This window comes from Lachnoanaerobaculum saburreum DSM 3986, from assembly GCF_000185385.1.
In the GTDB taxonomy this organism is placed as follows: domain Bacteria; phylum Bacillota; class Clostridia; order Lachnospirales; family Lachnospiraceae; genus Lachnoanaerobaculum; species Lachnoanaerobaculum saburreum.
On sequence record NZ_GL622296.1, the window covers coordinates 587,267 to 611,067 of the forward strand.

Genomic DNA, 23,801 nt, shown 5'->3' on the forward strand with positions numbered 1-23,801 from the left:
TCGGAGGTAAAATGGGAGAAAATGTATCAATTAAGGAACTTATTAATGAGTTAAAGCTGAAGGATTTTACACCGGGAATAGACACCGAGTCTATAATAATAAAGCATCCGGAGATAAACAGACCGGCATTGCAGCTTGCAGGTTTTTTTGATCACTTTGACAGTGAGAGAGTGCAGGTACTTGGTAATGTGGAGAATGCATATATTCAGACAATTGATGAGAGTACAAAGAAAAAGACTTATGACAAATTATTGTCATATAAGGTGCCATGTGTACTATATGCAAGAGGTATAGAGCCTGATGAGGATATGCTCTCATATTGTTTACATTACGGTGTACCATGTCTTGGAACCGAGCAGTCCACCACATATCTTACAGCTGAACTTATCAGATGGCTGAATGTGAAGTTGGCTCCGGTTATATCAATACATGGAGTATTGGTAGATGTATATGGTGAGGGTGTACTTATTACAGGAGACAGCGGTATCGGCAAAAGTGAGGCGGCACTTGAACTTGTAAAAAGAGGACATAGACTTGTATCGGATGATGTTGTAGAGATAAGGAAGGTGTCACAGCAGACACTTGTCGGAACCGCTCCCGATATCACAAAGCATTTTATTGAGCTTAGAGGAATCGGTATCATAGATGTAAAAGCACTCTTCGGTGTACTGAGTGTAAAGGATACTCAGTCAATAGATCTGGTTATACAGCTTGAGGACTGGGTACAAAATAAAGACTATGACAGACTGGGACTTGAGGACAACTACATTGAATACTTGGGAAACAAGGTAGTATGCCATGTTCTGCCTGTCAGACCGGGAAGAAATCTGGCAATCATTGTAGAAACCGCCGCCGTAAATCACAGACAGAAAATGATGGGATACAATGCGGCACAGGAGCTTTATAACAGAGTTCAAGCAAATATTGCCGGAAAAGATTGATAACGACTGGTGGAGATAATGATGGATTTTGAAACTATCCTGGGTGAGAATTGCAAAAAAAGGGAGTTGTTAAAGAATCACACAACCTTTTGTGTAGGCGGTGAATGTGAGTTTTTTTTGACTCCTGTCACTGAAGAAGAGATACGCCTTTGTATGGAGATAATAAGAAAAGAAAATATGAAGTATTATATCCTTGGAAAGGGCAGCAATATATTGGCAGATGATAGAGGCTATGACGGCGTGATTATCTCTACTGTTTGTCTGAACAATACGATAAAGCACAAAAAAGATGTGATAGAGGCTGGAGCCGGACTGAGGCTTGAGAAGGTCAGTGTATATGCTATGGAAGCGGGGCTTAGCGGTTTTGAGTTTGCCTGCGGCATTCCCGGCACTCTGGGCGGTGCTATAGTTATGAATGCGGGTGCCTATGGCGGTGAAATGTCACAGGTGCTGTCTGAGGTAAAGGTTTTATGTCCTGACGGAACAATAAAGTGGAAAAAGAAATGTGAACTTGAGCTTGGCTACAGAAAGAGCAATATCTTGGCTAATAAAGAAATCGTTTTGGCGGCCAGACTGAAGTTAAAATATGGAGACAAAGAAACAATAAAAGCTGCTGTTATAGACCTTAACAATAGAAGAAAAGAAAAGCAGCCGCTGGAGTATCCAAGTGCAGGGTCCACCTTCAAAAGACCTGAAGGATATTTTGCCGGAAAGCTTATAGATGATGCTGGGCTTAGAGGGTTTAGGCTGGGTGGTGCCGCAGTTTCAAGTAAGCACTGCGGTTTTGTAATAAATTATGATAATGCCACCTCAAAGGATGTAAAAGACTTGATACAGTATGTCAAAGACAGAGTATATGAAAAGTTCGGTGTAAAATTAGAATGTGAAGTAAGGATGATTTGATATGAAGATAGTCATTGTAACAGGAATGTCCGGTTCAGGAAAAACTGTTGCATTAAAGATGTTTGAAGATTTCGGTTATTATTGTGTGGACAACCTGCCTGTAGAACTTATTTCAAACTTTGTAGAGTTGACCGTTGATTCGGAAAGAGGAATGAAGGGTGCGGCTTTGGGTATTGATATCAGGAGCGGACTTGACGGCTTGGACAAAGTTATTGATGAGTTGAGACATAAGAAGATAAATATGGAAATCCTTTTTCTTGAGGCGGATGATGAGACACTTATAAAAAGATATAAGGAGACCAGAAGAAGTCATCCGCTGGCGACAGACGGCAGATTGATAGACGGTATTCACCTTGAAAGGCAAAGACTGGCATTTTTAAGAGCCGGAGCGGACAGAATACTGGATACAGGAAGATTCCTTACTAAGGAACTTAAGCAGGAACTGAAGGAAATCTATGTGGACGGCAAGACATTTAACAATCTTTTTGTGACAGTACTTTCATTCGGGTATATGTACGGCATACCTGATGATCCGGATCTTTTATTTGATGTAAGATTTTTGCCGAATCCGTTTTATGACCCTGATCTGAGGCTTAAGACCGGAGAGGAACATGGTGTGGCTGATTATGTCTTTTCAAACGGTGATGCGGAGATTTTTCTTGATAAGCTTGATGATATGATAAAGTTTTTGATACCCAGATATATTGATGAAGGAAAGAGTGCTTTGGTAATAGGTATCGGATGTACAGGAGGACAGCATCGTTCTGTAGCTGTTGCGGCTGCGCTGAAGAGACGACTTGACAATATAGAAGGCATAGGTGTGAGATTGGAACATAGGGATATGGGCAAGAATATTTCACGGATTGCCGGCAGATAGGAGAAAGATGACATTTTCTTGTGAGGTAAAAAATGAACTTATAAGAGCCGTTCCAAATGTCAGACATTGCAAACTTGCAGAAATTTTGGCTATTGTATACTTTATCGGTACAATTTCTTTATCAAAAACCGATGAATTGTCTCTAAAGATATGCACGGAACATTCAGGACTTGCCAGAAAGTACTTTACATTAGTTAAAAAAACATTTAATATAAATACAGATGTAGTGATAAGCAATAGTACTTTGGTCAGGCATAAACATCTGTATTCGGTAAGTATTATAGATGATGCCGGTACTAAAGAGGTGCTTAAGGCTGTAAAACTTCTGAAAAATCAAGAGTTGGTGGACAGTTTGTCACTTGGAAGCAATTCGGTACTGATAAATTCCTGTTGTAAAAAGGTATTTTTCAGAGGCGCATTTCTTTCGGCAGGTTCTATAACGGATCCTGAGAAGGGATATCACCTTGAGATAGTTTGTTCTACTTTGGAAGATGCATTATTTATGAAGGAATTGATGGAAGACTTATTGCTTTTCCCGAAGGTTACCGCCAGGAAGAATTCCTATGTGGTGTATATAAAGGAGAGTGACAGGATATCACTTGCACTTGGTCTGATGGAGGCACCTACATCGCTTATGAAGTTCGAGAATATTCGAATTTTAAAAGGTATGCGAAATGATGTAAATCGAAAGGTAAACTGTGAGACTGCCAATATAAATAAGACAGTGTCGGCAGCACTTTCACAACTTGAGGATATACAGCTTATTAAGGATATGATGGGACTGGATAAATTGACATCAAATCTTGAGGCGGTAGCCGATGCCAGACTGAGAAACCCTGACGCTTCTTTGGTGGAACTTGGCAAGATGATTGAGCCGCAGCTCACTAAAAGCGGGGTTAATCATAGGCTGCGTAAACTCTCAAGTATTGCAGACTCGCTAAGGGAACAAGTAAGGAGAGAAGATGGTTAGGAAGTCAGTTAAGGTTGCAATGGATGCAAAGACTGAAACCAAACCGGTAGCTATGCTAGTACAGGTGGCCAGCCAGTTTGAAAGCAGAATTTATGTTGAAAGTGGTACTAAGAAGGTAAATGCAAAAAGTATCATGGGCATGATGACATTAAAGTTTGGTGATGGCAAAGAGGTATACATATCAGCAGACGGTGATGACGAGATACATGCCGTAGATGAGATGGAAAGATATTTGACTTCAGCAGCGGTATAGCTGATAGAATAGATTGCATTTATCGGGTATGAGGGCTTCGGACAAAGACTCTAATTTTGTATACAGTATGATGATTGGCTTTACCGACATTATAAAGATACACAATTTGGAGTCTTTTTTGATGTAAAATTACTGCTTGCATTATTATAAATAATGGTGTATAGTTATGCAATAAGAGATTATGGATTACATTTTTAACGGAGGATATTATGAAGAAAAAAATATTAACAATAGCTTTGGTAGGACTTATGGCGGCAAGTTTGGCGGCATGTGGAAAGGCAAGTGAGACACAAACATCAAATGCCGCAAGTGAAAGCGCATCAGACGGTAAAGCTGAAAGTAAATCAGACGGTACCGCTAAAATTAAGACGGTAGAGGCAGGCAAACTTACATTAGCTACAAATGCGGAGTTCCCGCCATATGAATATCATGACGGAGATAAGATTGTAGGTATCGATATGGATATAGCGGATGCCATAGCTAAGAAGCTTGGTCTTGAAGTACAGATTGAGGATATAGCATTTGATTCTGTAATCCTGGAGGTAACTTCAGGTAAAGCGGATATCGGACTTGCAGGTATTTCAGCTACAGATGAGAGAAAGCAAAGTGTAGATTTTTCCGATACATATACTACATCAAAGCAACTTATTATAGTAAAAGATGATTCACCTATAAAAGGTTCCAAGGATCTTGAAGGAAAGACTGTCGGAGTACAGACAGGCACTACAGGAGATATCCTGGCAAGCGATATAAAGGATGTCAAACCTGAGAGATATGATAAGGGAATGGATGCGGTACAGGCACTAAGTCAAGGAAAAGTGGATGCGGTTATTATAGACAGTGAAGTTGCCAAGAAATTTGTTGAAGAAACAAGCGGACTTAAAGTTTTGGATGAGGCTTTTGCAGATGAGAACTATGCTATAGCAATCAAAAAAGGTAATAAAGAGCTTTTGGACAGTGTAAATAAGGCACTTTCAGAATTAAAGTCTGACGGAACAATAGACAGCATTATTGCAAAATATATTAAGGCCGAATAATATGTTTGAAGAATTAAAAGCACAATTTATTCTAAACTTTATAACAGACGACAGGTGGATGTCACTGTTAAGAGGTCTTGCAGTTACACTGAAGGTTACATTTTTTGCGGTTATCTTAGGATTCGTACTTGGATTTAGTGTGGCGATAGTAAGGGATGTATATGAAAATACAAAGAAACTTAAAGTTTTAAATTTCTTATGTAATGTATATCTTACAGTAATCAGAGGAACTCCGGTAGTGGTACAGCTTCTTATAATATACTTTGTTATATTCAGTTCTATAAAAATTGATAAGAGCATTGCGGCTGTTTTGGCTTTCGGAATAAATTCGGGGGCATATCAGGCTGAGATATTCCGTTCAGGAATCAACTCTATACCTAAGGGACAGATGGAAGCAGGCAGAAGTCTCGGATTCAACTATCGACAGACAATGGTAAACATTATAATGCCTCAGGCTATCAAAAATGTATTGCCGACACTTGGAAATGAGTTTATTGTGCTTATGAAGGAAACTTCAGTGGCGGGATATATAGCCCTTGAGGATTTGACTAAGGCGGGGGATATTATAAGAAGCAGAACCTACTCTGCAATGATGCCGTTTTTAGCTGTAGCATTATTATATCTTATAATGGTAATGTTCTTTAGCCATTTATTAAAGATGTTTGAAAGGAGATTGGCCGGAAGTGGCAGGTGATAAACTTATAGAAGTAAAAAATCTATGTAAAGAATTTCATGGCAAAAAAGTTTTGAAAAACATCTCACTTGATATCAATAAAGGTGATGTAGTCTGCCTGATAGGACCGTCCGGTTCCGGAAAGTCGACTTTTCTCAGATGTTTGAATAAATTAGAGGTGGCAGACAGCGGAGAGATACTTTTTGAAGGTGTGGATATCTGCAAAAAAGATGTAAATATTGATTTGCACCGTAGGAAGATGGGAATGGTGTTTCAGCAGTTTAACCTTTTTCCACATATGACTGTGTTGGATAATCTTACTATAGCACCTATAAAACTTCAAGGTGTGGATGTGAATATTGCAATTGACTATGCTATAAGCCTGCTTGAGAAGGTAGGACTTGCAGACAGGGCGGACGAGTACCCGTCAAAGCTTTCAGGAGGTCAGCAACAAAGAGTTGCAATAGTAAGAGCATTATGTATGAAGCCTGATGTGATGCTTTTTGATGAGCCGACCTCGGCACTTGACCCTGAGATGGTTGGGGAAGTGCTTTCCGTTATGAAAGACCTTGCAGAGCAGAAGATGACCATGGTGGTGGTCACGCATGAGATGGGTTTTGCAAGAGAAGTAGCCAACAGAGTGGTGTTCTTGGATTCGGGAGAATTTGTAGAAGAAAATGAACCGAAAGAATTCTTTACAAATCCGAAGAATGAAAGATTAAAGATCTTTTTAAGTAAGGTGCTTTGAGTAAAATGCATTCATTGCAAAATCTTATTAATAGAAGAATGATAATAAAGATATACTGAAAATGTGCCATTGTCCCTATGTGGCACATTTTTTCTTTTTGTGCTAGAATAGCATAAAACTGTTTAAAAACATTAGGAATGGAAAGATGGAAGATAAAATAGAATATAATACAAAAGATAAAGATGATAAAAGCGGTAACTATGAAAAAATATGTTATATGTGCAGGAGACCTGAGTCAAAGACAGGTGCTATGATATCTATGCCGGGCGGAATAGATATCTGTCCTGACTGTATACAAAAAACTTTCAACTCCATGCAGAGTATGGATATGAGTAAGCTCTCAGGCATAACAAATATAGACGATATAAAAAATATTGATTTGAGCAGCTTAAATATTCCGAATATGAATGTAAATCCGATACCTGAAAGAGCCAGAGTAAAGAAAAGAGACAAAAAGAGAACGGAGCCGCTCTTTACAATGAAGGATGTGCCTGCACCGCATAAGATAAAAGAGATGCTTGATGAGTATGTGATAGGACAGGATGTGGCAAAGAAGGTTATCTCGGTTGCAGTGTACAATCATTATAAAAGAATATTTCTTGATAAGGACAAGGAAGGTACAAGGATTGAAAAGTCAAATATACTTATGATAGGTCCTACAGGAAGCGGAAAGACTTATCTTGTAAAGACTCTTGCAAAACTTCTGAATGTACCGCTTGCAATAGCTGATGCCACCTCACTTACAGAGGCAGGATATATCGGAGATGATATAGAAAGTGTAATATCAAAGCTTTTACTTTCTGCCGGAAATGATGTGGAGAGAGCGGAGTGCGGAATAGTATTTATAGACGAGATAGATAAGATTGCAAAAAAGAAAAATACCAATACCAGAGATGTAAGCGGTGAGAGTGTACAACAGGAACTGTTAAAGCTTTTGGAGGGCAGCAAGGTTGAAGTGCCTGTAGGTACCAATCAAAAGAATGTACTTGCACCGATGGAAACCGTAAATACGGATAATATATTGTTTATCTGCGGAGGCGCATTTCCGGCACTTGACGATATTATTAAAGAAAGACTGCAAAAGAATACAAGTGTAGGTTTTAATTCAGAACTTAAGGACAAGTATGATAATGAGACCGACCTGTACTCAAAGGTGACCAATGAGGATATCAGAAAGTTCGGTATGATTCCTGAGTTTATAGGAAGACTTCCTGTGATATGCACACTTTCAAAGCTTGACAAAGATGCATTCAAAAAGATACTGAACGAGCCGAAAAATGCAATATTAAAGCAGTATAAAAGATTGCTGGAGCTTGATGAAGTGGAACTTGTATTTGATGATGATGCAACGGACTATATTGCAGAGCAGGCAATGAAAAAAGATACAGGAGCAAGAGCACTTCGTTCTATTATAGAAGAGTTCATGCTTGATATCATGTATGAGATACCTAAGGATAAGAATATAGGTAGAGTTATAATTACAAGAGATTATCTGGAACATAAGGGGGCTCCCAATATAGTATTTAGAAATGTATAGGAGGGAATATGTTTGTTATTTTGATACCGGTACTGACCTGTCTTGACCTTATATTAAAGTATGCGGTAAGTTCCTTTGATAATAAGGATTTGCCGAGAACATTTGCAAAAAAGATAGAAATAGATAAATTTCATAATAAAGGATTTCCTTTCGGTAAGTTGAAAGAAAATCAAAAAGCGGTGAAATATTTTCCGGTATTTATTACATCAATACTGGTCGGGATACTTTCATTCTTACTTCCTAAAAAAGGAAATAAGGTAAAGAAGTTATCACTTTGTCTTATCATTGCCGGTTCGCTCAGCAATATATTTGACAGATTTACCCGTGGATATGTGGTGGACTATATTCGTATCAAAATGAAAGGGCTTGATAAAGTAATATTCAATCTGGGTGATGTTTTTATACTGCTTGGAAGCTTGATGATGCCTTTTGGAACAAAGAAAAAGACAGAAGAAATCTCGGCAGATAATATATCCGCTGAGGAATAATATAGGAGTAATTTTGGAAACGAGTGACATATTACAGTTGGTCATATTGGTGATACTGTTGTCTGCTTCAGCTTTTTTTTCATCAGCTGAAACGGCACTTATGACTTCAAACAAGTTAAAGATAAGAAATTTGGCGGAAAACGGTGATAAAAGGGCTAAGAAGGTCTTAGATATCACTGCAAATACAGATAAGATGCTCTCGGCTATTCTTATAGGAAACAATGTGGTGAATCTGACCGCCTCATCACTGTCTACCACACTTACACTCAAGATTTTCGGCAGCAGCCTTGTAGGCATTGCAACAGGTATACTTACATTTTTGATACTGGTGTTCGGTGAGATTACTCCGAAGAATGTGGCATCAAAAAATGCAGAAAACATGGCACTGGCATATATCGGTGTGATTTCTGTTATAGTTACCGTTATGACTCCTGTTATCTTCATAGTAAATAAAGTGGCGGGAGCGGTTATATCCATCTTTACTAAAAACAGTGATGAAAATAATGCGGTTACAGAAGAAGAGCTTAGGGCAATGGTAGAGTACAGCCATGAAGAAGGAGTCATTGAAAACGAAGAAAAGAAGATGATTGTAAATGTGGTGGACTTCGGTGATACTGTAGCAGGTGATATCATGGTGCCGAGAGTGGATATGGTAATGGTGGATGAAAAGTCAAGCTATGAGGAGATATTACAGGTATTCAGAGAGGAAAGATATACAAGGATACCGGTATATGAGGAGACTCCGGATAATGTCATCGGCATACTTAATGTAAAGGATTTCCTTCTTATAGAGGACAAGGAAAACTTTGTTATGAAGGAACTCTTAAGAGAACCGCTTTATACTTATGAGTACAAAAAAACTTCCGCACTTATGATGGACATGAGAAAGACAGGTGCAAATATAGTAATAGTACTTGATGAATACGGTATAACCGCAGGGCTTATCACTTTGGAGGATATGCTTGAGGAGATAGTAGGTGAGATAAGAGATGAGTTTGATGCGGATGAGGATGAGGGCATAACAAAGGTATCGGATTTGGAATATCTGATAGACGGTTCAACCAACCTTGACGATATCAATGACAGAATAGGACTGGAACTTTCTTCTGATGAATATGAGTCAATAGGCGGACTTATAATGGAGAAACTTGGAAGGATACCGGCAGAGGGTGAAATAATCAATCTCGACAGTATTGTATTGACAGTAAAGAAGATGGATCATGCAAGAATAGAAAAGGTCTGCTTGAAACTTAAGCAAACTGTAACTAAGGAGCAGTAATGAGGCAAAAGCATATTTTATTTGATTTGGACGGCACTATAGTAAGGTCGGATCCGGGTATTACAAAAGGGGTGCAAAAATCCTTGGAACATTTCGGAATATATGAAAAGCTTGAGGATTTAAAAAAGTTTGTAGGACCTCCGATGGTTGAAAGCTATACATCATTCTACGGATTTGATCTGAAGCAGTATGAGGAGGCACTTTCCGTATTTCATAAGTATTATAAGAATACAGGGATATTTGAATGTGAACTGTATGACGGAATAGAAGAGTTGTTAAAAGAATTATCGGTTAATTATAAGCTTTATATAGCCACCTCCAAGCCGGAGTTTGAAGCAAGAAGGGTTATAGAGCATTTTGAACTGAATAAATATTTTACATTTGTAGGCGGATCGGACGGTGACTTTAACACAAAGAGAGCTACAAAGGCGGCTGTAATAGAGTATGTGCTTAAGTCAAATAAGATAGAGGACAAAGATGCTGCTGTAATGATAGGTGATAAAAGCCATGATATTGTGGGAGCAAAGAATTTGGGATTAAAGAGTATCGGCGTACTATATGGCTATGGAGGACTTGATGAGTTTACCGATGCGAATTATATTGTAAAGAGTGTTAAAGATTTAAGAGAAATGTTTATATGCTGAAAAAAGGTGATTTGCTGAATATAGGATATTATGATTATGGTCAATATTTTACAGGAAGTCTGGACGGTTTGAGATTCAGACTTGGCAGAGACCCGCTTGAAAAAGTGAATTTTACACCGAAAGATAAGAGGGGCGAGGCAAAGCTGAAACTGACAGTGTGGCCTGAGCCCTTCAGTTTTGACCATACAGAGGATGACAAGAAAAAAGACCATTATTTTGAATATTCAAATAAAGGTCTTGATAGTATAATTGAGTTTCTAAACAATGTGGCAAGTATTGTAAAGTCAGGTAAGGAGCAAAAATGGGAGAGATAAAAAGAGAGAGCAGGGAGCTTGCATATGAAGGGACTATCGTAAAGGTATATAAAGACCATGTAGTAATAGACGGCAAGAAGGCTGTATGGGACTATATACAACACAACGGTGCGGCAGCTGTAGTGCCGATACTTGAAAACGGTAAGATTCTTTTGGTGCGTCAGTACAGAAACGCACTTGACAGATATACACTTGAGCTTCCGGCAGGTAAGGTGGATGCAGGGGATGAACCGAGAAGGATATGTGCTTTCAGAGAACTTAGAGAAGAGACAGGCTACAGTGTGGATTCACCGAATGAGTTGGAGTTTCTTATAAGAATTGATACAATGGTGGCATTTGGAGATGAGGAGATAGATATCTTTGTAGCAAAAAATCTGAAAAAAGGTGAACAGGACTTGGATGAGGATGAGAGCATAGATATTGAAGAGTGGGAACTTGATGATTTATTGGAACTTATCTACAAGGGAGAATTAAAGGATTCAAAGACAGTGGCTGCAATACTTGCCTATAAAAACAAGTATGCGGTATAGCTTTTATTTATAACCAGAGCAAGAAAACATCTTATTGACCATGGTATGTACAGCCTGTAAAATACTGCTTATTGATAAGTTGATATGTTTTGATTTATTTATCAAAAATAATATAAGCAGATAGTTTTAGAAAAGTCAGGTGAATTTATGAATATTGAAACATTATGTGTACATAGTCCAAATGAAGATAAAATTGCTCATGCATATGGAGCAATGACAGTGCCGATCTTTCAGACGGCAACCTTTTCACATCCGGGAGTGGGAGAAAGTACAGGATATGACTATTCACGCCAGTCAAACCCTACAAGAACGGAGCTTGAGGAGAGTATATCGGCACTTGAAGGTGCTTATGATACAGTTGCAACATCTACAGGAATGGCTGCCTGCATGCTTGTATTGGAACTTTTTAATTCGGGTGACAATATCATATCACAGGAAGATATATATGGCGGAAGTACAAGACTGTTCAACACTCTCGGAACAGAGCGCGGCAGAACATTTACATATGTAGATACCACTAAAAAAGAGAATGTATTGAACGCTATAAATAAAAATACCAAAGCAATCTTTATTGAAACACCCAGTAATCCTACAATGCTTGTTACAGATATAAAAGAAACGGCAAAGATTGCAAAGGAGCATGGCCTGCTACTTATAGTAGATAATACATTTTTAAGTCCGTATTTTCAAAACCCTATAAAACTTGGTGCAGATATAGTCATTCACAGCGGAACAAAGTATATTGCAGGTCATAATGACACACTTGCAGGCTTTGTATGCAGTGCAAATGCAGAACTTTCAGAAAAAATCAGATTTATGTATAAGACTGTAGGGCCAAGTCTTTCACCGTTTGACAGTTTTTTGGTGCTTAGAGGACTGAAGACTTTAGCGGTAAGAATGGATAGGGTACAGGAGAATGCATTAAAGATTGCAAATTTTCTAAAGAACCATAAAAAGATTACAAATGTCTACTATGTTGGACTTCCGGACCATCCGGGATATGAGATAAATAAGTCTCAGTCAAGAGGTTTCGGTGGAATGATAGCATTTACCACAGATACCGCAAAAACTGCTTTGAATGCATTTGAAAAAATAGAGATAATAAAGTATGCGGAAAGTCTGGGCGGTGTAGAGTCTTTGATTACTTTCCCGATGATACAGACTCATGCAGATGTGCCTGTGGAAGTGAGAGAGAGACTTGGAATCACCGACAAATTCCTTAGACTTTCAGTAGGAATAGAAAATGCAGATGATCTTATAAAAGATTTGGAGAGAGCATTGGAATAGAGAAAGGTTTTATGTACGATTTTGATAAAATTATAGACAGGCATGGTACAGGCAGTCTGAAGTTTGACTTTGCAAAAGAGAGGGGTAAAAATGGTGATGAACTTTCACTTTGGGTTGCAGATATGGACTTTCAGGTGGCAAAGCCTATTACAGATGCCTTGCAGGCTCAGATAAACCATGGAATATACGGTTATACTGAGGTAAAGGCCGACTATTTTGATATAGTAAAAAATTGGTTTAAAGACAACTTTGACTGGGAGGTAAAGAAGGGAAGCCTTGTAAAGACTCCGGGTGTCGTATATGCCATAGCTATGGCAATAAAGGCATATACAAAAGAAGGAGAAGCGGTTATTATACAACAACCTGTATACTATCCGTTCGGCGAGATGATAATTGCAAACAACAGAAAACTTGTCAATTCTCCATTGGTGCTTAAAGACGGTCACTATGAGACGGATTTTGATGACTTTGAGAAAAAAATAGTGGAAAATAATGTTAAACTTTTTATACTATGTTCTCCACACAATCCGGTAGGCAGGGTATGGAGTAAGGAGGAACTGAAAAAAATCGGAGATATCTGCATAAAGCATAAGGTGACGGTTTTCAGTGATGAGATTCATGCAGACTTTGTATATTCACCGAATAAGCACCATGTATTTGCCTCACTTGGAGAAGCTTATGCGGATAATGCGGTAATTGCAACTGCTCCAAGCAAGAGCTTTAATATAGCAGGGCTTCAGGTATCAAATATTTTTATAGAGAATAAAAAGCTTCGTGATGCTTTCAGAAGTGAAATAGTAAAGTCCGGATATTCACAGCTAAATACAATGGGACTTGTAGCGGCGAGGGCTGCATATGAGTCGGGAAAAGAGTGGCTTGATGAGGTGAGAGCCTATATAAGAGATAATCTTATATTCTTCAGAGATTACTTAAAAGAAAATATCCCGGAGCTTAGCCTGATAGAACCGGAAGGAACATATCTTTTATGGGTGGATTTTGGAAAATTAGGACTTAGTGAAAAGCAAAGAGAAGATCTTATAGTGAACAAGGCAAAGCTTTGGATTGATTCGGGAGCCATGTTCGGTACAGATGGCGAAGGTTTTGAGAGATTTAATATAGCATGTCCTAAAAGCTACCTGAAGAAAGCACTTGACAGTCTTGCAAATGCGATAAGAGAATATAAATAGAAGTATACTTTTATATTTTGCAAAATATATTTATCACTTGACGAATGCGAGTGCCAGTGATATACTCTTAGAATATAAATGGGGAGGTTGTAGACAAGCCATTGTTACAGCCTCTTTTTTATAAATGTTTTTTAGCACTCTATCAATAAAAGTGCTAACAAAGGAGGTTATATGATTTTAATACCGACATATAATACTGTGGTTTTACCGGGTTCAAAGATATATTTCAGAAAAGACTATTTGCAGGAGGCAGGAGTAGATAAGATATCTGTTGGCGAAAAAGTGACATTTCTTTACCTAAAAGAGCCGAAGGATAGAGATATCACTATGGATGATATTTATCCTATAGCGATCGCAGGGCAGGTGCTGTCTATAGATGATGAGGGCGGTGCCAATTTGGAAGCTTTCGGCAGGATAAATGTTGAATATATAGATTTTAAAAATCAAAATGTAGTGGGAGTGCAAAGACCTGAGATAAATGATTTGGATCCTCAAAGTGCCAATACAATGATTATAGGACTTAGAGATGAACTCCTAAACTATGTAACCAAGTTCCAGTGGGGACTTATGGCAAGAGGCTATGTGCTTGCATGGAAGAATATGAATGAGCTGATGGTGGGACTTTCTCCGTTTATGAATATCACACCTGAGGAGAAGTATGCCGTACTTGCCGAGGATTCTACAAAGGCAAGAGCCGGGCTTATAGCAAAATATGCAAGAGAGTTTATGGCAATCAATGAAGTGAGTGAAGAGGCAAAGCAGGCACAAAAGGAGATCCATGAGAAAGCATATAGAGAAGATGCTATTAAAAAGCAGATAAATTTCTTACAGAAAGCTTTGGATGATATGCATCCTGAAAACATCTCGGAGGTGAGAAAATTTGAAGAAAAGATAGAAAATTCAGGCATGAACGAGATTGCAAGGAAGGAAGCCGACAATGTATTAAACCGTATGAAGCAGGAGGGCAAGGACAGTCATGAGTACGGACTGCTCTATAACTATCTTGACTTTGTTACCTCGCTACAGTGGAAGAAGGAAGAGCCTAAGGAAATAGAACTTGATAAGGCTATGGAAGTTCTTGACAGAGAACATTATGGTCTAAAGAAAGTCAAGAAAAGAATAATTGAACAGCTTGCTGTAATGTCACTTAATAAAAAACAAAGCGGTTCAATACTTCTTTTTGTAGGTGCTCCCGGTACAGGTAAGACCAGTATAGGAAAAAGTATTGCGGAAGCACTTGGAAGAGAGTATGTGCGTATTTCTTTGGGCGGTATAAGAGATGAGGCGGATATAAGAGGACACAGAAGGACTTATATAGGAGCTATGCCGGGAAGAATAATGGACGGTATGAAAAAGGCAGGTACATCAAATCCTGTAATGGTTCTTGATGAGATAGATAAGCTGGCATCATCCTATAACGGTGATCCTGCAAGTGCATTACTTGAGGTGCTTGATCCTGAGCAAAACAATACCTTTACCGACCACTATATGAATGTACCTTACGATCTTTCGGATGTATTGTTTGTATGTACCGCCAATTCACTTGATACTATACCGGGACCTCTGCTTGACAGAATGGAGGTTATCAGATTTACAGGTTATACCGCACTTGAGAAGTTTTCTATTGCAAAGGACCATCTGATACCTAAGGCAAAGAAGAAGGCAGGTATCAGTGATGAGAACCTGATTATAGAAGATGATACAATAAAGGCACTTATAAACGGCTATACTATGGAAGCCGGTGTGCGCGGACTGAAAAAGCAGATAAGCTCACTTTGCAGATATGCTGCCGTAGAGCTTGTAAGAAATAATAAAGAGATACTTGATGTAAAGCCTGAGGATCTGAGCGATTACCTTGACCAAAGACCTATAAAGCATGAGAGTATTTTAGAGAAAAAGCAGGCAGGTGTGGTAACAGGTCTGGCTTGGACCGCTGTAGGCGGTGAGATACTATTTATAGAGACTATGTTTACAAAGGGCAAGGGCAATGTAAAAGTCACAGGTCAATTAGGTGATGTCATGAAAGAAAGTGTGGACATTGCACTTAGCTTGGTGAAGTCTATGTATCCTGACAAATCAGAGATATTTGAAAAAAATGATATCCATATCCATGTACCTGCAGGTGCCGTACCTAAGGACGGACCGAGTGCAGGTATCACAATGACTACTGCAATTGCATCACTTATAAACAATATTCCCGTATCTCCCGAGTATGCTATGACAGGTGAAGTTTCACTGCGTGGCAATGTGATGCCTATCGGCGGGCTGCCTGAAAAGCTTATGGCGGCAGCCAGAGCCGGAATAAAGAAGGTATTTATTCCGGAGGAAAATGAGGATGATCTGAAGGAAGTGGCTAAGGAAGTCTTGGACGAACTTGAGATTATCCCGGTAAAAAGGGTTGAAGATGTGTTGAAGATTGTTCTAAAATAAGAATAATAAAATTTTGAAAAGAGGTAGTGTATGCTGAATTTTAAACATGATATCCCGACCAAGTTGTATTTCGGTGAGGGACAGATAAAGAAATTGGCAAGCTCATTGGAGAGATTCGGTAAAAATGTACTGCTGGTGTACGGCGGCGGATCAATCAAGAAAATAGGTCTTTATGATGAAGTTATAAAGATTTTAAAAGAAAACAACTTCAATGTCACAGAATGTGACGGAGTGGAGCCGAATCCGAGGATTACCACAGTAGAGCGAGGCGTAGGACTTTGTAAGGAGCATGATATTGATGTGGTTTTGGCTGTAGGAGGTGGAAGTACCATCGACTGCGCAAAGGCTATTGCAGTGGGACGCTACTATGAAGGCGATGACTTATGGGAGATGGTAAAGACAAGTTGGAATCTTGCAAAGGCTCTACCTCTTGTAGATATTCTTACACTCAGTGCAACAGGCTCGGAGTTTGATGCAGGCGGTGTAATCACAAATATGGATACTAATGAGAAGCTTGGTGCTGTATACACATATCCTGCAGTAAGTATATGCGATCCTACATATACTTATACGGTATCACCTTATCAGACAGCTGCAGGCAGCGCGGATATAATGAGCCATATATTCGAAGGCTACTTTTCAAGGACTATGGACAGCGACCTCTCGGACGGTATAGCTGAAACCGTTCTTAAGTCCGTAATGAAAAACTGTAAGATTGCACTTAAAGATCCTACAAATTATTCCGCAAGAGCCAATTTGATGGCGGATGCTTCTATAGCCTGTTCGGGAATTCCGGAGTACGGTAAAAAGGAAACAGGTTGGCCTTGTCATGCGATGGAACATGAGCTTTCAGCATACTATGACATTACACATGGTGTAGGTCTTGCAATACTTACAATCAGGTGGATGCGTCATATCCTCAATAAGGATATAACTGCAACAGAGAGATTTGTAAAGTTTGCAAGAAATGTAATGGGGCTTGAGGGTGATGACGACAGAGCATTGGCATTTGCAGGAATAGATGCACTTGAGTGCTATTTTAAGGAGACAGGTATACCTATGAATCTTAGAGAGCTGGGTATTGACAACAAGTATTTTGAAGCTATGGCTGCCCACGCAAATGTGGACGGATATTTAAAAGATGCTTTTGTTGCACTTGATAATAATGATATAGTGGAGATTTATAAGGCCTGTTTATAAAAAAGACTTGATTTATTTTACTTAATGTCTTAAAGTATCAAGCGTAATCGGTGAGTTCGAGACCTTCCTCACCTAAAACAAAACTAAAGGAGAAGATATGAAGAATATTACAACAAAGATGACGGCACAGGGGGCAGTCATAGCGGCGGTATATGTAGTGCTTACTCTTGCATTTGCCCCTATAAGCTTCGGTGCCGTTCAATTCAGAATTTCAGAGGCACTTTGTATATTGCCGTTTTTTACAGTGGCGGCAGTACCGGGAGTAAGTATAGGTTGTCTTTTGGCAAATATACTTGCCGGAGCGGCACTTCCGGATATTATATTCGGAACATTGGCGACACTTATAGGTGCAATAATAAGCTACAGACTCAGAAGCGTTTCAAAGTGGCTTGTATGTGTGCCGCCGATACTTGCAAATGCAATCATTATTCCGTTTGTGCTTAAGTTTGCTTACGGTATGACAGATTTGATACCGTATATGATGCTTACAGTAGGAATAGGAGAAGTACTTGCAGTAGGTGTTTTGGGAAATTTACTTATGTTGGCTCTTGAACCGAAAAGTTCATTTATCTTTGGAAATGAAGCAAGAGCTTGTTAAGGCGGTAAATATGGAGTCGGTTTTGCCGGCTCTTTTATTTTGCACAATTATTCTTGCCATAAATCGACCGAACATCGGTTTAGTATTGCATCCGGGCGGTATGAGATTTATAATATTATTACAGACGGAGAAAGGAGAGTTATTGTAAACAGCTTTTATAAATAATAGTATCTTCTATTTAAAGTCCCCAATATAAAAGTTGTATCAAAAAAGTTGTATAAAGAAAGTTATATCAAAAATATCTGATTTTAAATTTTAAGTTATATTCTAAGATGATCATTCAATCAAATATCCAAAAGATTTATACATATAAAAATAAGAATATTATTTGTTTGCACAGCACACACTGCTATAGTGAACAGAAAAGAGGTACATACAGATATTTTCTATATTTTATTAAAAACCGTCTAAGCCCTGATATATGTAGAAATCGAAGGTATAAAAATCTATCAATGAGAAAAATTTGGAAAGTGTCACAGAAAGGTTATACTAGGTAGCCGAACATTGATAAAACATATCAAAAAATAAAATAGCCATGTAAGTTAAACTGTCAGGATAATAAAATATTTTGACAGTTTTTTTGATATATTTGTAATTATTTTAAAAACGATACAGTATTAAATATTTATACATATTTATACTGTATAATACTACAGTCGTCTAAGCGATTTTAAATTTGTATTGTTAATTTGTATTATTATATGGAGGAAATGTGAAAAAAAGGGTTTTAGCAGGTATTGCAATAGTGCTATGTATTATACTTGGCATTATGTTTTTGCCAAGAGAAGTAGAAGAACTTGTCGGTTCAAATGAGAAAGTGAGTGAAGCACAGATTTATCAGGTAAAGGATGATGAAGTGGCACTTATATACAATTATTCATTGCAGAAGGCAAAGGCGGTATATAAGGATGAAGTGGTATATATACCTTTAAATTGGACAAGGTCGATACTTAATGACAAGTTTTATTACAGTGATGATGAAAAACTGCTTTCATATGCACTACCTACAGAAATAGTATATGCAAATTTTGATAATGTAGATAAGAACGGTAAGCCTCTTCTGATTGAAAAAGACGGTAAAGCATATATTTCTATAGAGACAGTCAAGACATATACTGATATTTGGACAGATATATTTGCTGATGGTAATATTAAAAAGATATATATAAACAATAACTTCGGAGAATTTGAGGAAGCAAATATAAAATCAAAGTCTGAACTGAGAGTGGATGCCGATATGTTCTCTGCAAGTATAGAAAATGTTGAATTGGAAAAGGGCGAGAAGGTGACTGTAGTGGAGCAAAAGGGTAAGTGGGACAGAGTACTTACTGAAACCGGATTGCTTGGCTATATAAAGAGAAAGCATCTAAAGAATATAACTAAGGGTAGCAGAGTAAGCAGCTTTGATAAGCCGGAGTATACATCTATTTCAATGAATGAAAAGGTGGTGCTTGGATGGCATCAGGTTACAGCAACAGCGGCAAATAAAAATCTGTCAAAGGTGGTAGATAATACTAAGGGTATGAATGTTATATCTCCTACATGGTTTAAGCTGTCTGACAATAACGGAAATTATACTTCTATAGCAAGCAAGGACTATGTGGATGCGGCACATAGCAGCGGTTTGAAGGTGTGGCCGCTGATTGATAATTTCAGTGATAAGATAAGTACACTTAAGATATTATCGTCCTCAACAAACAGGAAAAAACTGATTTCAAATCTTATGAGTGATGCAAAGGAATACGGGTTTGACGGTATAAATATAGACTTTGAGTCATTGACTCAGGACAATGCTCCACATTTTATAGAATTTATCCGTGAGCTTTCAGCTTCTTGCAGAAATAACAGGTTGGTTTTAAGTGTGGATGTGCCGACTCCGGCTTCTTACAATATGTACTATGAAAGAGATGCTTTGGCTGAAGTTGTCGACTATGTTATAAATATGGGATATGACGAACACTACAGCGGTTCAGATGAGGGCAGCAGTGCATCTATAGATTTTGTAAAAGATTCAATTACAGACAGTCTGAAGGAAGTGCCTAAAGAAAAGCTTATCAATGCAGTGCCTGTATATACCAGAGTGTGGACTAAGGAAAATGACAAGGTGAGTTCAAGTGCCGTAGGAATGTCTGCCGCATCAAACTGGGTCAAGGAAAACAATGTAAATTTAATCTGGGATGATAAAGTCGGTCAGTATGTAGGTCAGATAAGTGTAGGCAATGCCACAAAGTATATATGGATGGAAGATGAGAAGTCTATGAAGTTAAAAATAGATGCAGTTAGGGAGGCGGATCTTGCAGGTGTGGCCGTCTGGAAACTTGGACTTGAACCAAGAGAAATCTGGGATGTAATATCATATAAATAATAGTGGATATTTACAAAAATATGTAGTATCATAGCACCGGTATGCAAAAATTCAGTCATAGAGATAATGGCTGTTTTTTTGCGTCATTTTGATAATGAAAGGGTAATACAATGAAAAAGTGTAACGGAAGTCCTGTTTTTTTAGGGATTACAATGTCAATATTGTTTTCATTTAATGCTTATGCCGGCACAGAAGGATGGAAACTTGAGAATAATAACTGGAAATATTATAAGGAAAATAAGACATTAAAGGCATGGCAGAAGATAAATGATAACTGGTATTTTTTTAATGAAGACGGAAGTTTAAAAACGGGCTGGCTTCAGGATGCATCTGATAACTGGTACTTCTTAGACAGCAGTAAAAACGGCAATGAAGGTGTACTTTTATCAGGTTGGCAGTGGATTGACGGATATTGCTACTACTTTGAAGGAAGTAATAAAGATACATTTGGCAGAATGTATGCAAATACAGTGACAGGCGGATATAAGATTGATCCTACAGGCAGATGGATTGATGAAAACGGGGTATGGCACTATGAAAAAGGAAAAGGAATAAGTACATCTTCCGTGAACATAACAAATGCAGATAAAAAGGCATCAGATGGTGGAGCAGGCAACAGTGTCGGTAGAGGAGGAGGCTCCAGCGGTGGTTCAAGCAGGGGAGGAAGCACGGGTGGTGGCTCAAGTAGAGGTGGAAGTTCCGGCAGCGGTTCAAGCAGAGGCGGGAGCGCAGGCGGTGGTTCAAGCAGAGGTAGAAGCTCCGGCGGTAGCTCAAACAGGAGTGAAAACTTAGGAGCCGACTTAAGCAGGGGGGGAAACTCAAATATAGGAAATATCCAAGAGATAAATAAAGATAGAAGGATAGAAAGTCAGGGCGGAAATACCGCACAGAATTCAGGTTCAAATATAGCAGGAAGTTTGAATGAAAATATCCGTACTGAAAATGAAGGAACGACCGATAATAAAACTTCTGACAGCGGTAAGGTACTGCCAAATAACAGCCAAAACAGATTAGATAATGTAGGCAGTAAAGCCTTGAATCGGGACGGTAACATAGCTGATGAAACAGGCAAATCCGCAACAAAGGAGAACTATAATAAGGTTACAAAAGATTCCGATAATAAAATACAAAATAATATAAATAATAATATTTTGGAGCAAAGCAGTAACCAAGGCGGTAACAGTAATATTTTAGAGCAAAACAATTCAAATAATGCTCAAAATCAGAACGGCAATACCTTGGAGCAGAGCCAATCAAATAACACTCAAGGTAATGTAGGCAATACACCAAACCTAAGCGGTACGGAATCAAATGATACCGGCAATACTTTAGAACAAAGTAACACAGACAATACTCAAAATCAAAACAGTGCAAAATCAAATAATTTTGCAAACGAAAATAACACCGGCAATAATTCAGAGCAAAGTAATACAGAAAGAAAAAATCCGGGTGCAAATACCGAAAGTAATCTCTCTCCGTCTACAGAGGAAAATAAGCCTTCTGCACCAGATAATACAAAAAATCCTACAGAGCAGAAAAACATACAGGAGCAGCCGAACAATACCGTAAATGAAGATAATGCCGAGGATAAGGCTGAGAGGATAAAGGACACTTTAACTACACCGAAGAATAACAATGTTGTACAGTATACCGATGAAGATGGAGAAGTAAGAACCATAATATGGGCAAAGGGTATAAACGCTCCTGTTATGGGAGAAGGTGGAGATTTTCATAAGGAGATCACACAGGGCGGGTCTGACACCTATGAAATCTATAAAGCACCGTTTTCAAGCGGAGACGGATGGTATGATGTTAATAAAACAAGAAGCGGAGGAAATATTGATATAGATAAGAACCTTTGCTTTGCTGCGGTAGCATCAAATATGTTGCACTGGTGGTTTGATCAAAATATTGAGAATGTTGATAATTATATAGCGAAAAACGGAGATATAACCCGTGCAAACAGGCAACTCTCAGATTTAAAGACCTCTTTTGAAAGTCAGGAAGACAGTAAAATATTTGAACTTTATAAGGTTTTGTACGGCTATAATGAGAGAGGTTTTTACACCGATCTTTTGGTGGATTTATTTATCAACGGGTATACACCTAAACTTAGCGGTGCCACCAATATAGAAAGGGATGATCTCATTCCTGATAATAACGGTGGATTTTTCTATGATGTATTTAAAGGGGAGAAACTTACAGACCGCACTTATGGAGGCAACTATGAATCTTTAAGTGAAATCCTTAAAGAAGTACTGGGAGACGGCGGTTTAGTCGGTTTATCTCATAAGGTATTTTCAAAAAATAATCATATAGTAACCCTATGGGGTGCCGAGTATGATTTAAACGGAAAGTTAAGAGCCGTATATGTCAGTGACTCGGATGATCAGGATGAAAGCAATGTCGGAATGAAACGCTACGAAATTCGAAATGTGGGCGGAATTGCAAAGTTATCCACAAATATTACAGATAAGTCGGCAGGTGCCGCTGTAGGCTATCTCCATATCCTATACCTTGGAAGTGAACAGTGGAATAATTATTTCAGATAAAAATAAAGGTCTGAATCTTACACAAGCAGTCTTGTGATATAGATTCAGACTTTTTATTATACAACTTATATTATCCTCTTTATATTATTTGCCAATATATTATTCAGTTCCTCTGAAAATTTCCCGTTTGAAATAAGTGTATCAATATCATTAAAATCAGACAGCTTAAAAAAACCTACAGCTTCTTCCTTTGTGTTGTCACATAGAAGTACTGTTTTATTTGCATTTTCTATCATGCTCTTTTTTACAAGTCCCTGTGAATCATCTCCCTCAAAAACTCCTTTGGTATTTATTGCCTTACATGACATTATGGCAAGCTCCGCATTGAAGTTTTTGATAAAGTTTGAAGCAAATTCCCCTACAACGGACAGACTCTTATGCTTCAACACTCCCGGGCATAGGAAACATTTAAGATTCTGAGCATTTGAAAGTTCATTTGCAATATTTATTCCGTTAGTAATGACAGTGATATTTTGTCTTAGCTTTAACATAGGGGCTAATTGGCAAACTGTTGAGGACGAGTCAAGAAATATGACCATGTCGTCCTTTAAAAGTGGGGCAGTCTTACCGGCAATAAGCTGCTTCTTATCAAGATTTTCTATTCTCCTCATGCCGATAGGGCTTTCATTGGCGGACTTGACAATGACAGAGACATAGCCATGAGATCTCTTTACAGTGCCTTCTTCTTCAAGTGCAATCAAATCCCTTCTGACAGTGGAACGTGAAGCATAAACACGTTTACATATACTGTCTATTGTGGATATACCGTTGCACTTATTAAGTACTTCCAGTATCTGTTGTTTTCTCACATTTGAATCCATAAAAATCCTCTTAATTTGTCTTTTGATATTTGATTGCAGTAATAGAGCAATAGCAATCAGATCAAAGCAGTGTATTGAATAAAAAAGTTCACATATGAACATTATATCATAAAATAAAAAAAAGTATTCAAGAATATATCCATATATATATTTTTATTATTAAGTAT

22 protein-coding genes are annotated in these 23,801 nt (G+C 38.2%); 21 read left to right on the forward strand and 1 reads right to left on the reverse strand.

The genetic code is table 11. The features are described from left to right. Positions 1–11: 11 nt before the first annotated feature. From hprK to HMPREF0381_RS02940, 21 genes are all read left to right on the forward strand, one after another. Complete coding sequence (gene hprK / locus HMPREF0381_RS02840; RefSeq protein ID WP_008754372.1) at positions 12–941, forward strand: HPr(Ser) kinase/phosphatase; 930 nt, start codon at positions 12–14, stop codon at positions 939–941. Between the two features lie 21 nt (positions 942–962). Then, entirely contained in the window at positions 963–1,844 is an 882-nt protein-coding gene (gene murB, locus HMPREF0381_RS02845) for a UDP-N-acetylmuramate dehydrogenase (RefSeq protein WP_040461092.1), read from the forward strand. Between the two features lies 1 nt (position 1,845). Then, positions 1,846–2,721 carry an RNase adapter RapZ gene (gene rapZ / locus HMPREF0381_RS02850; RefSeq protein ID WP_008750362.1) on the forward strand — a complete coding sequence of 292 codons (876 nt, stop codon included), beginning with the start codon at positions 1,846–1,848 and terminating at the stop codon, positions 2,719–2,721. A gap of 7 nt (positions 2,722–2,728) precedes the next feature. Continuing rightward, entirely contained in the window at positions 2,729–3,691 is a 963-nt protein-coding gene (whiA, locus tag HMPREF0381_RS02855; protein ID WP_008750363.1) for a DNA-binding protein WhiA, read from the forward strand. Further along, a complete protein-coding gene (locus HMPREF0381_RS02860) occupies positions 3,684–3,944 on the forward strand; it encodes an HPr family phosphocarrier protein (protein WP_008750364.1) in 261 nt (86 codons plus the stop codon). The genes whiA and HMPREF0381_RS02860 overlap by 8 nt, the downstream gene beginning before the upstream one ends. Positions 3,945–4,153: 209 nt before the next feature. Further along, positions 4,154–4,981, forward strand: coding sequence for a basic amino acid ABC transporter substrate-binding protein (locus HMPREF0381_RS02865; RefSeq protein WP_008750365.1), 828 nt, complete (start codon positions 4,154–4,156; stop codon positions 4,979–4,981). 1 nt (position 4,982) lies between these two features. Then, positions 4,983–5,675 carry an amino acid ABC transporter permease gene (locus HMPREF0381_RS02870; RefSeq protein WP_008750366.1) on the forward strand — a complete coding sequence of 231 codons (693 nt, stop codon included), beginning with the start codon at positions 4,983–4,985 and terminating at the stop codon, positions 5,673–5,675. Then, positions 5,665–6,402: an amino acid ABC transporter ATP-binding protein gene (locus HMPREF0381_RS02875; RefSeq protein WP_008750367.1), complete on the forward strand. Its 738-nt coding sequence runs from the start codon at positions 5,665–5,667 to the stop codon at positions 6,400–6,402. The genes HMPREF0381_RS02870 and HMPREF0381_RS02875 overlap by 11 nt, the downstream gene beginning before the upstream one ends. Before the next feature lie 145 nt (positions 6,403–6,547). Continuing rightward, positions 6,548–7,939, forward strand: coding sequence for an ATP-dependent Clp protease ATP-binding subunit ClpX (gene clpX / locus HMPREF0381_RS02880; RefSeq protein ID WP_008750368.1), 1,392 nt, complete (start codon positions 6,548–6,550; stop codon positions 7,937–7,939). An 8-nt stretch (positions 7,940–7,947) separates the two neighbouring features. Further along, on the forward strand, positions 7,948–8,427 hold the full coding sequence (gene lspA / locus HMPREF0381_RS02885; RefSeq protein WP_008750369.1) for a signal peptidase II: 480 nt from the start codon (positions 7,948–7,950) through the stop codon (positions 8,425–8,427). Positions 8,428–8,440: 13 nt separating this feature from the next. After that, positions 8,441–9,706, forward strand: coding sequence for an HlyC/CorC family transporter (locus tag HMPREF0381_RS02890; RefSeq protein WP_040461094.1), 1,266 nt, complete (start codon positions 8,441–8,443; stop codon positions 9,704–9,706). Further along, a complete protein-coding gene (locus HMPREF0381_RS02895; RefSeq protein ID WP_008750371.1) occupies positions 9,706–10,350 on the forward strand; it encodes an HAD-IA family hydrolase in 645 nt (214 codons plus the stop codon). Before HMPREF0381_RS02890 ends, HMPREF0381_RS02895 begins: the two co-directional genes overlap by 1 nt. Continuing rightward, positions 10,344–10,664, forward strand: a complete 321-nt coding sequence (locus HMPREF0381_RS02900; RefSeq protein WP_008750372.1) for a hypothetical protein — start codon at positions 10,344–10,346, stop codon at positions 10,662–10,664. Before HMPREF0381_RS02895 ends, HMPREF0381_RS02900 begins: the two co-directional genes overlap by 7 nt. Then, on the forward strand, positions 10,652–11,194 hold the full coding sequence (locus tag HMPREF0381_RS02905; protein WP_008750373.1) for an NUDIX domain-containing protein: 543 nt from the start codon (positions 10,652–10,654) through the stop codon (positions 11,192–11,194). Before HMPREF0381_RS02900 ends, HMPREF0381_RS02905 begins: the two co-directional genes overlap by 13 nt. Positions 11,195–11,341: 147 nt before the next feature. Continuing rightward, positions 11,342–12,481: a trans-sulfuration enzyme family protein gene (locus HMPREF0381_RS02910; protein WP_008750374.1), complete on the forward strand. Its 1,140-nt coding sequence runs from the start codon at positions 11,342–11,344 to the stop codon at positions 12,479–12,481. 11 nt (positions 12,482–12,492) lie between these two features. Then, a complete protein-coding gene (locus tag HMPREF0381_RS02915; RefSeq protein ID WP_008750375.1) occupies positions 12,493–13,668 on the forward strand; it encodes a MalY/PatB family protein in 1,176 nt (391 codons plus the stop codon). 171 nt (positions 13,669–13,839) lie between these two features. Further along, complete coding sequence (gene lon, locus HMPREF0381_RS02920) at positions 13,840–16,098, forward strand: endopeptidase La (RefSeq protein ID WP_008750376.1); 2,259 nt, start codon at positions 13,840–13,842, stop codon at positions 16,096–16,098. A gap of 30 nt (positions 16,099–16,128) precedes the next feature. Further along, positions 16,129–17,298, forward strand: a complete 1,170-nt coding sequence (locus HMPREF0381_RS02925; protein ID WP_008750377.1) for an iron-containing alcohol dehydrogenase — start codon at positions 16,129–16,131, stop codon at positions 17,296–17,298. A gap of 97 nt (positions 17,299–17,395) precedes the next feature. After that, positions 17,396–17,896: a QueT transporter family protein gene (locus HMPREF0381_RS02930; protein ID WP_008750378.1), complete on the forward strand. Its 501-nt coding sequence runs from the start codon at positions 17,396–17,398 to the stop codon at positions 17,894–17,896. 712 nt (positions 17,897–18,608) lie between these two features. After that, positions 18,609–20,261: a glycosyl hydrolase family 18 protein gene (locus HMPREF0381_RS02935; protein ID WP_008750380.1), complete on the forward strand. Its 1,653-nt coding sequence runs from the start codon at positions 18,609–18,611 to the stop codon at positions 20,259–20,261. A 110-nt stretch (positions 20,262–20,371) separates the two neighbouring features. Further along, positions 20,372–22,813 (forward strand): IdeS/Mac family cysteine endopeptidase, encoded by a 2,442-nt coding sequence (locus tag HMPREF0381_RS02940; RefSeq protein ID WP_008750381.1) that lies wholly within the window; start codon positions 20,372–20,374, stop codon positions 22,811–22,813. A 65-nt stretch (positions 22,814–22,878) separates the two neighbouring features. On the opposite strand, the gene HMPREF0381_RS02945 is transcribed toward HMPREF0381_RS02940, so the two are convergent. After that, a complete protein-coding gene (locus tag HMPREF0381_RS02945) occupies positions 22,879–23,634 on the reverse strand; it encodes a DeoR/GlpR family DNA-binding transcription regulator (protein ID WP_008754359.1) in 756 nt (251 codons plus the stop codon). Positions 23,635–23,801: the final 167 nt, after the last annotated feature.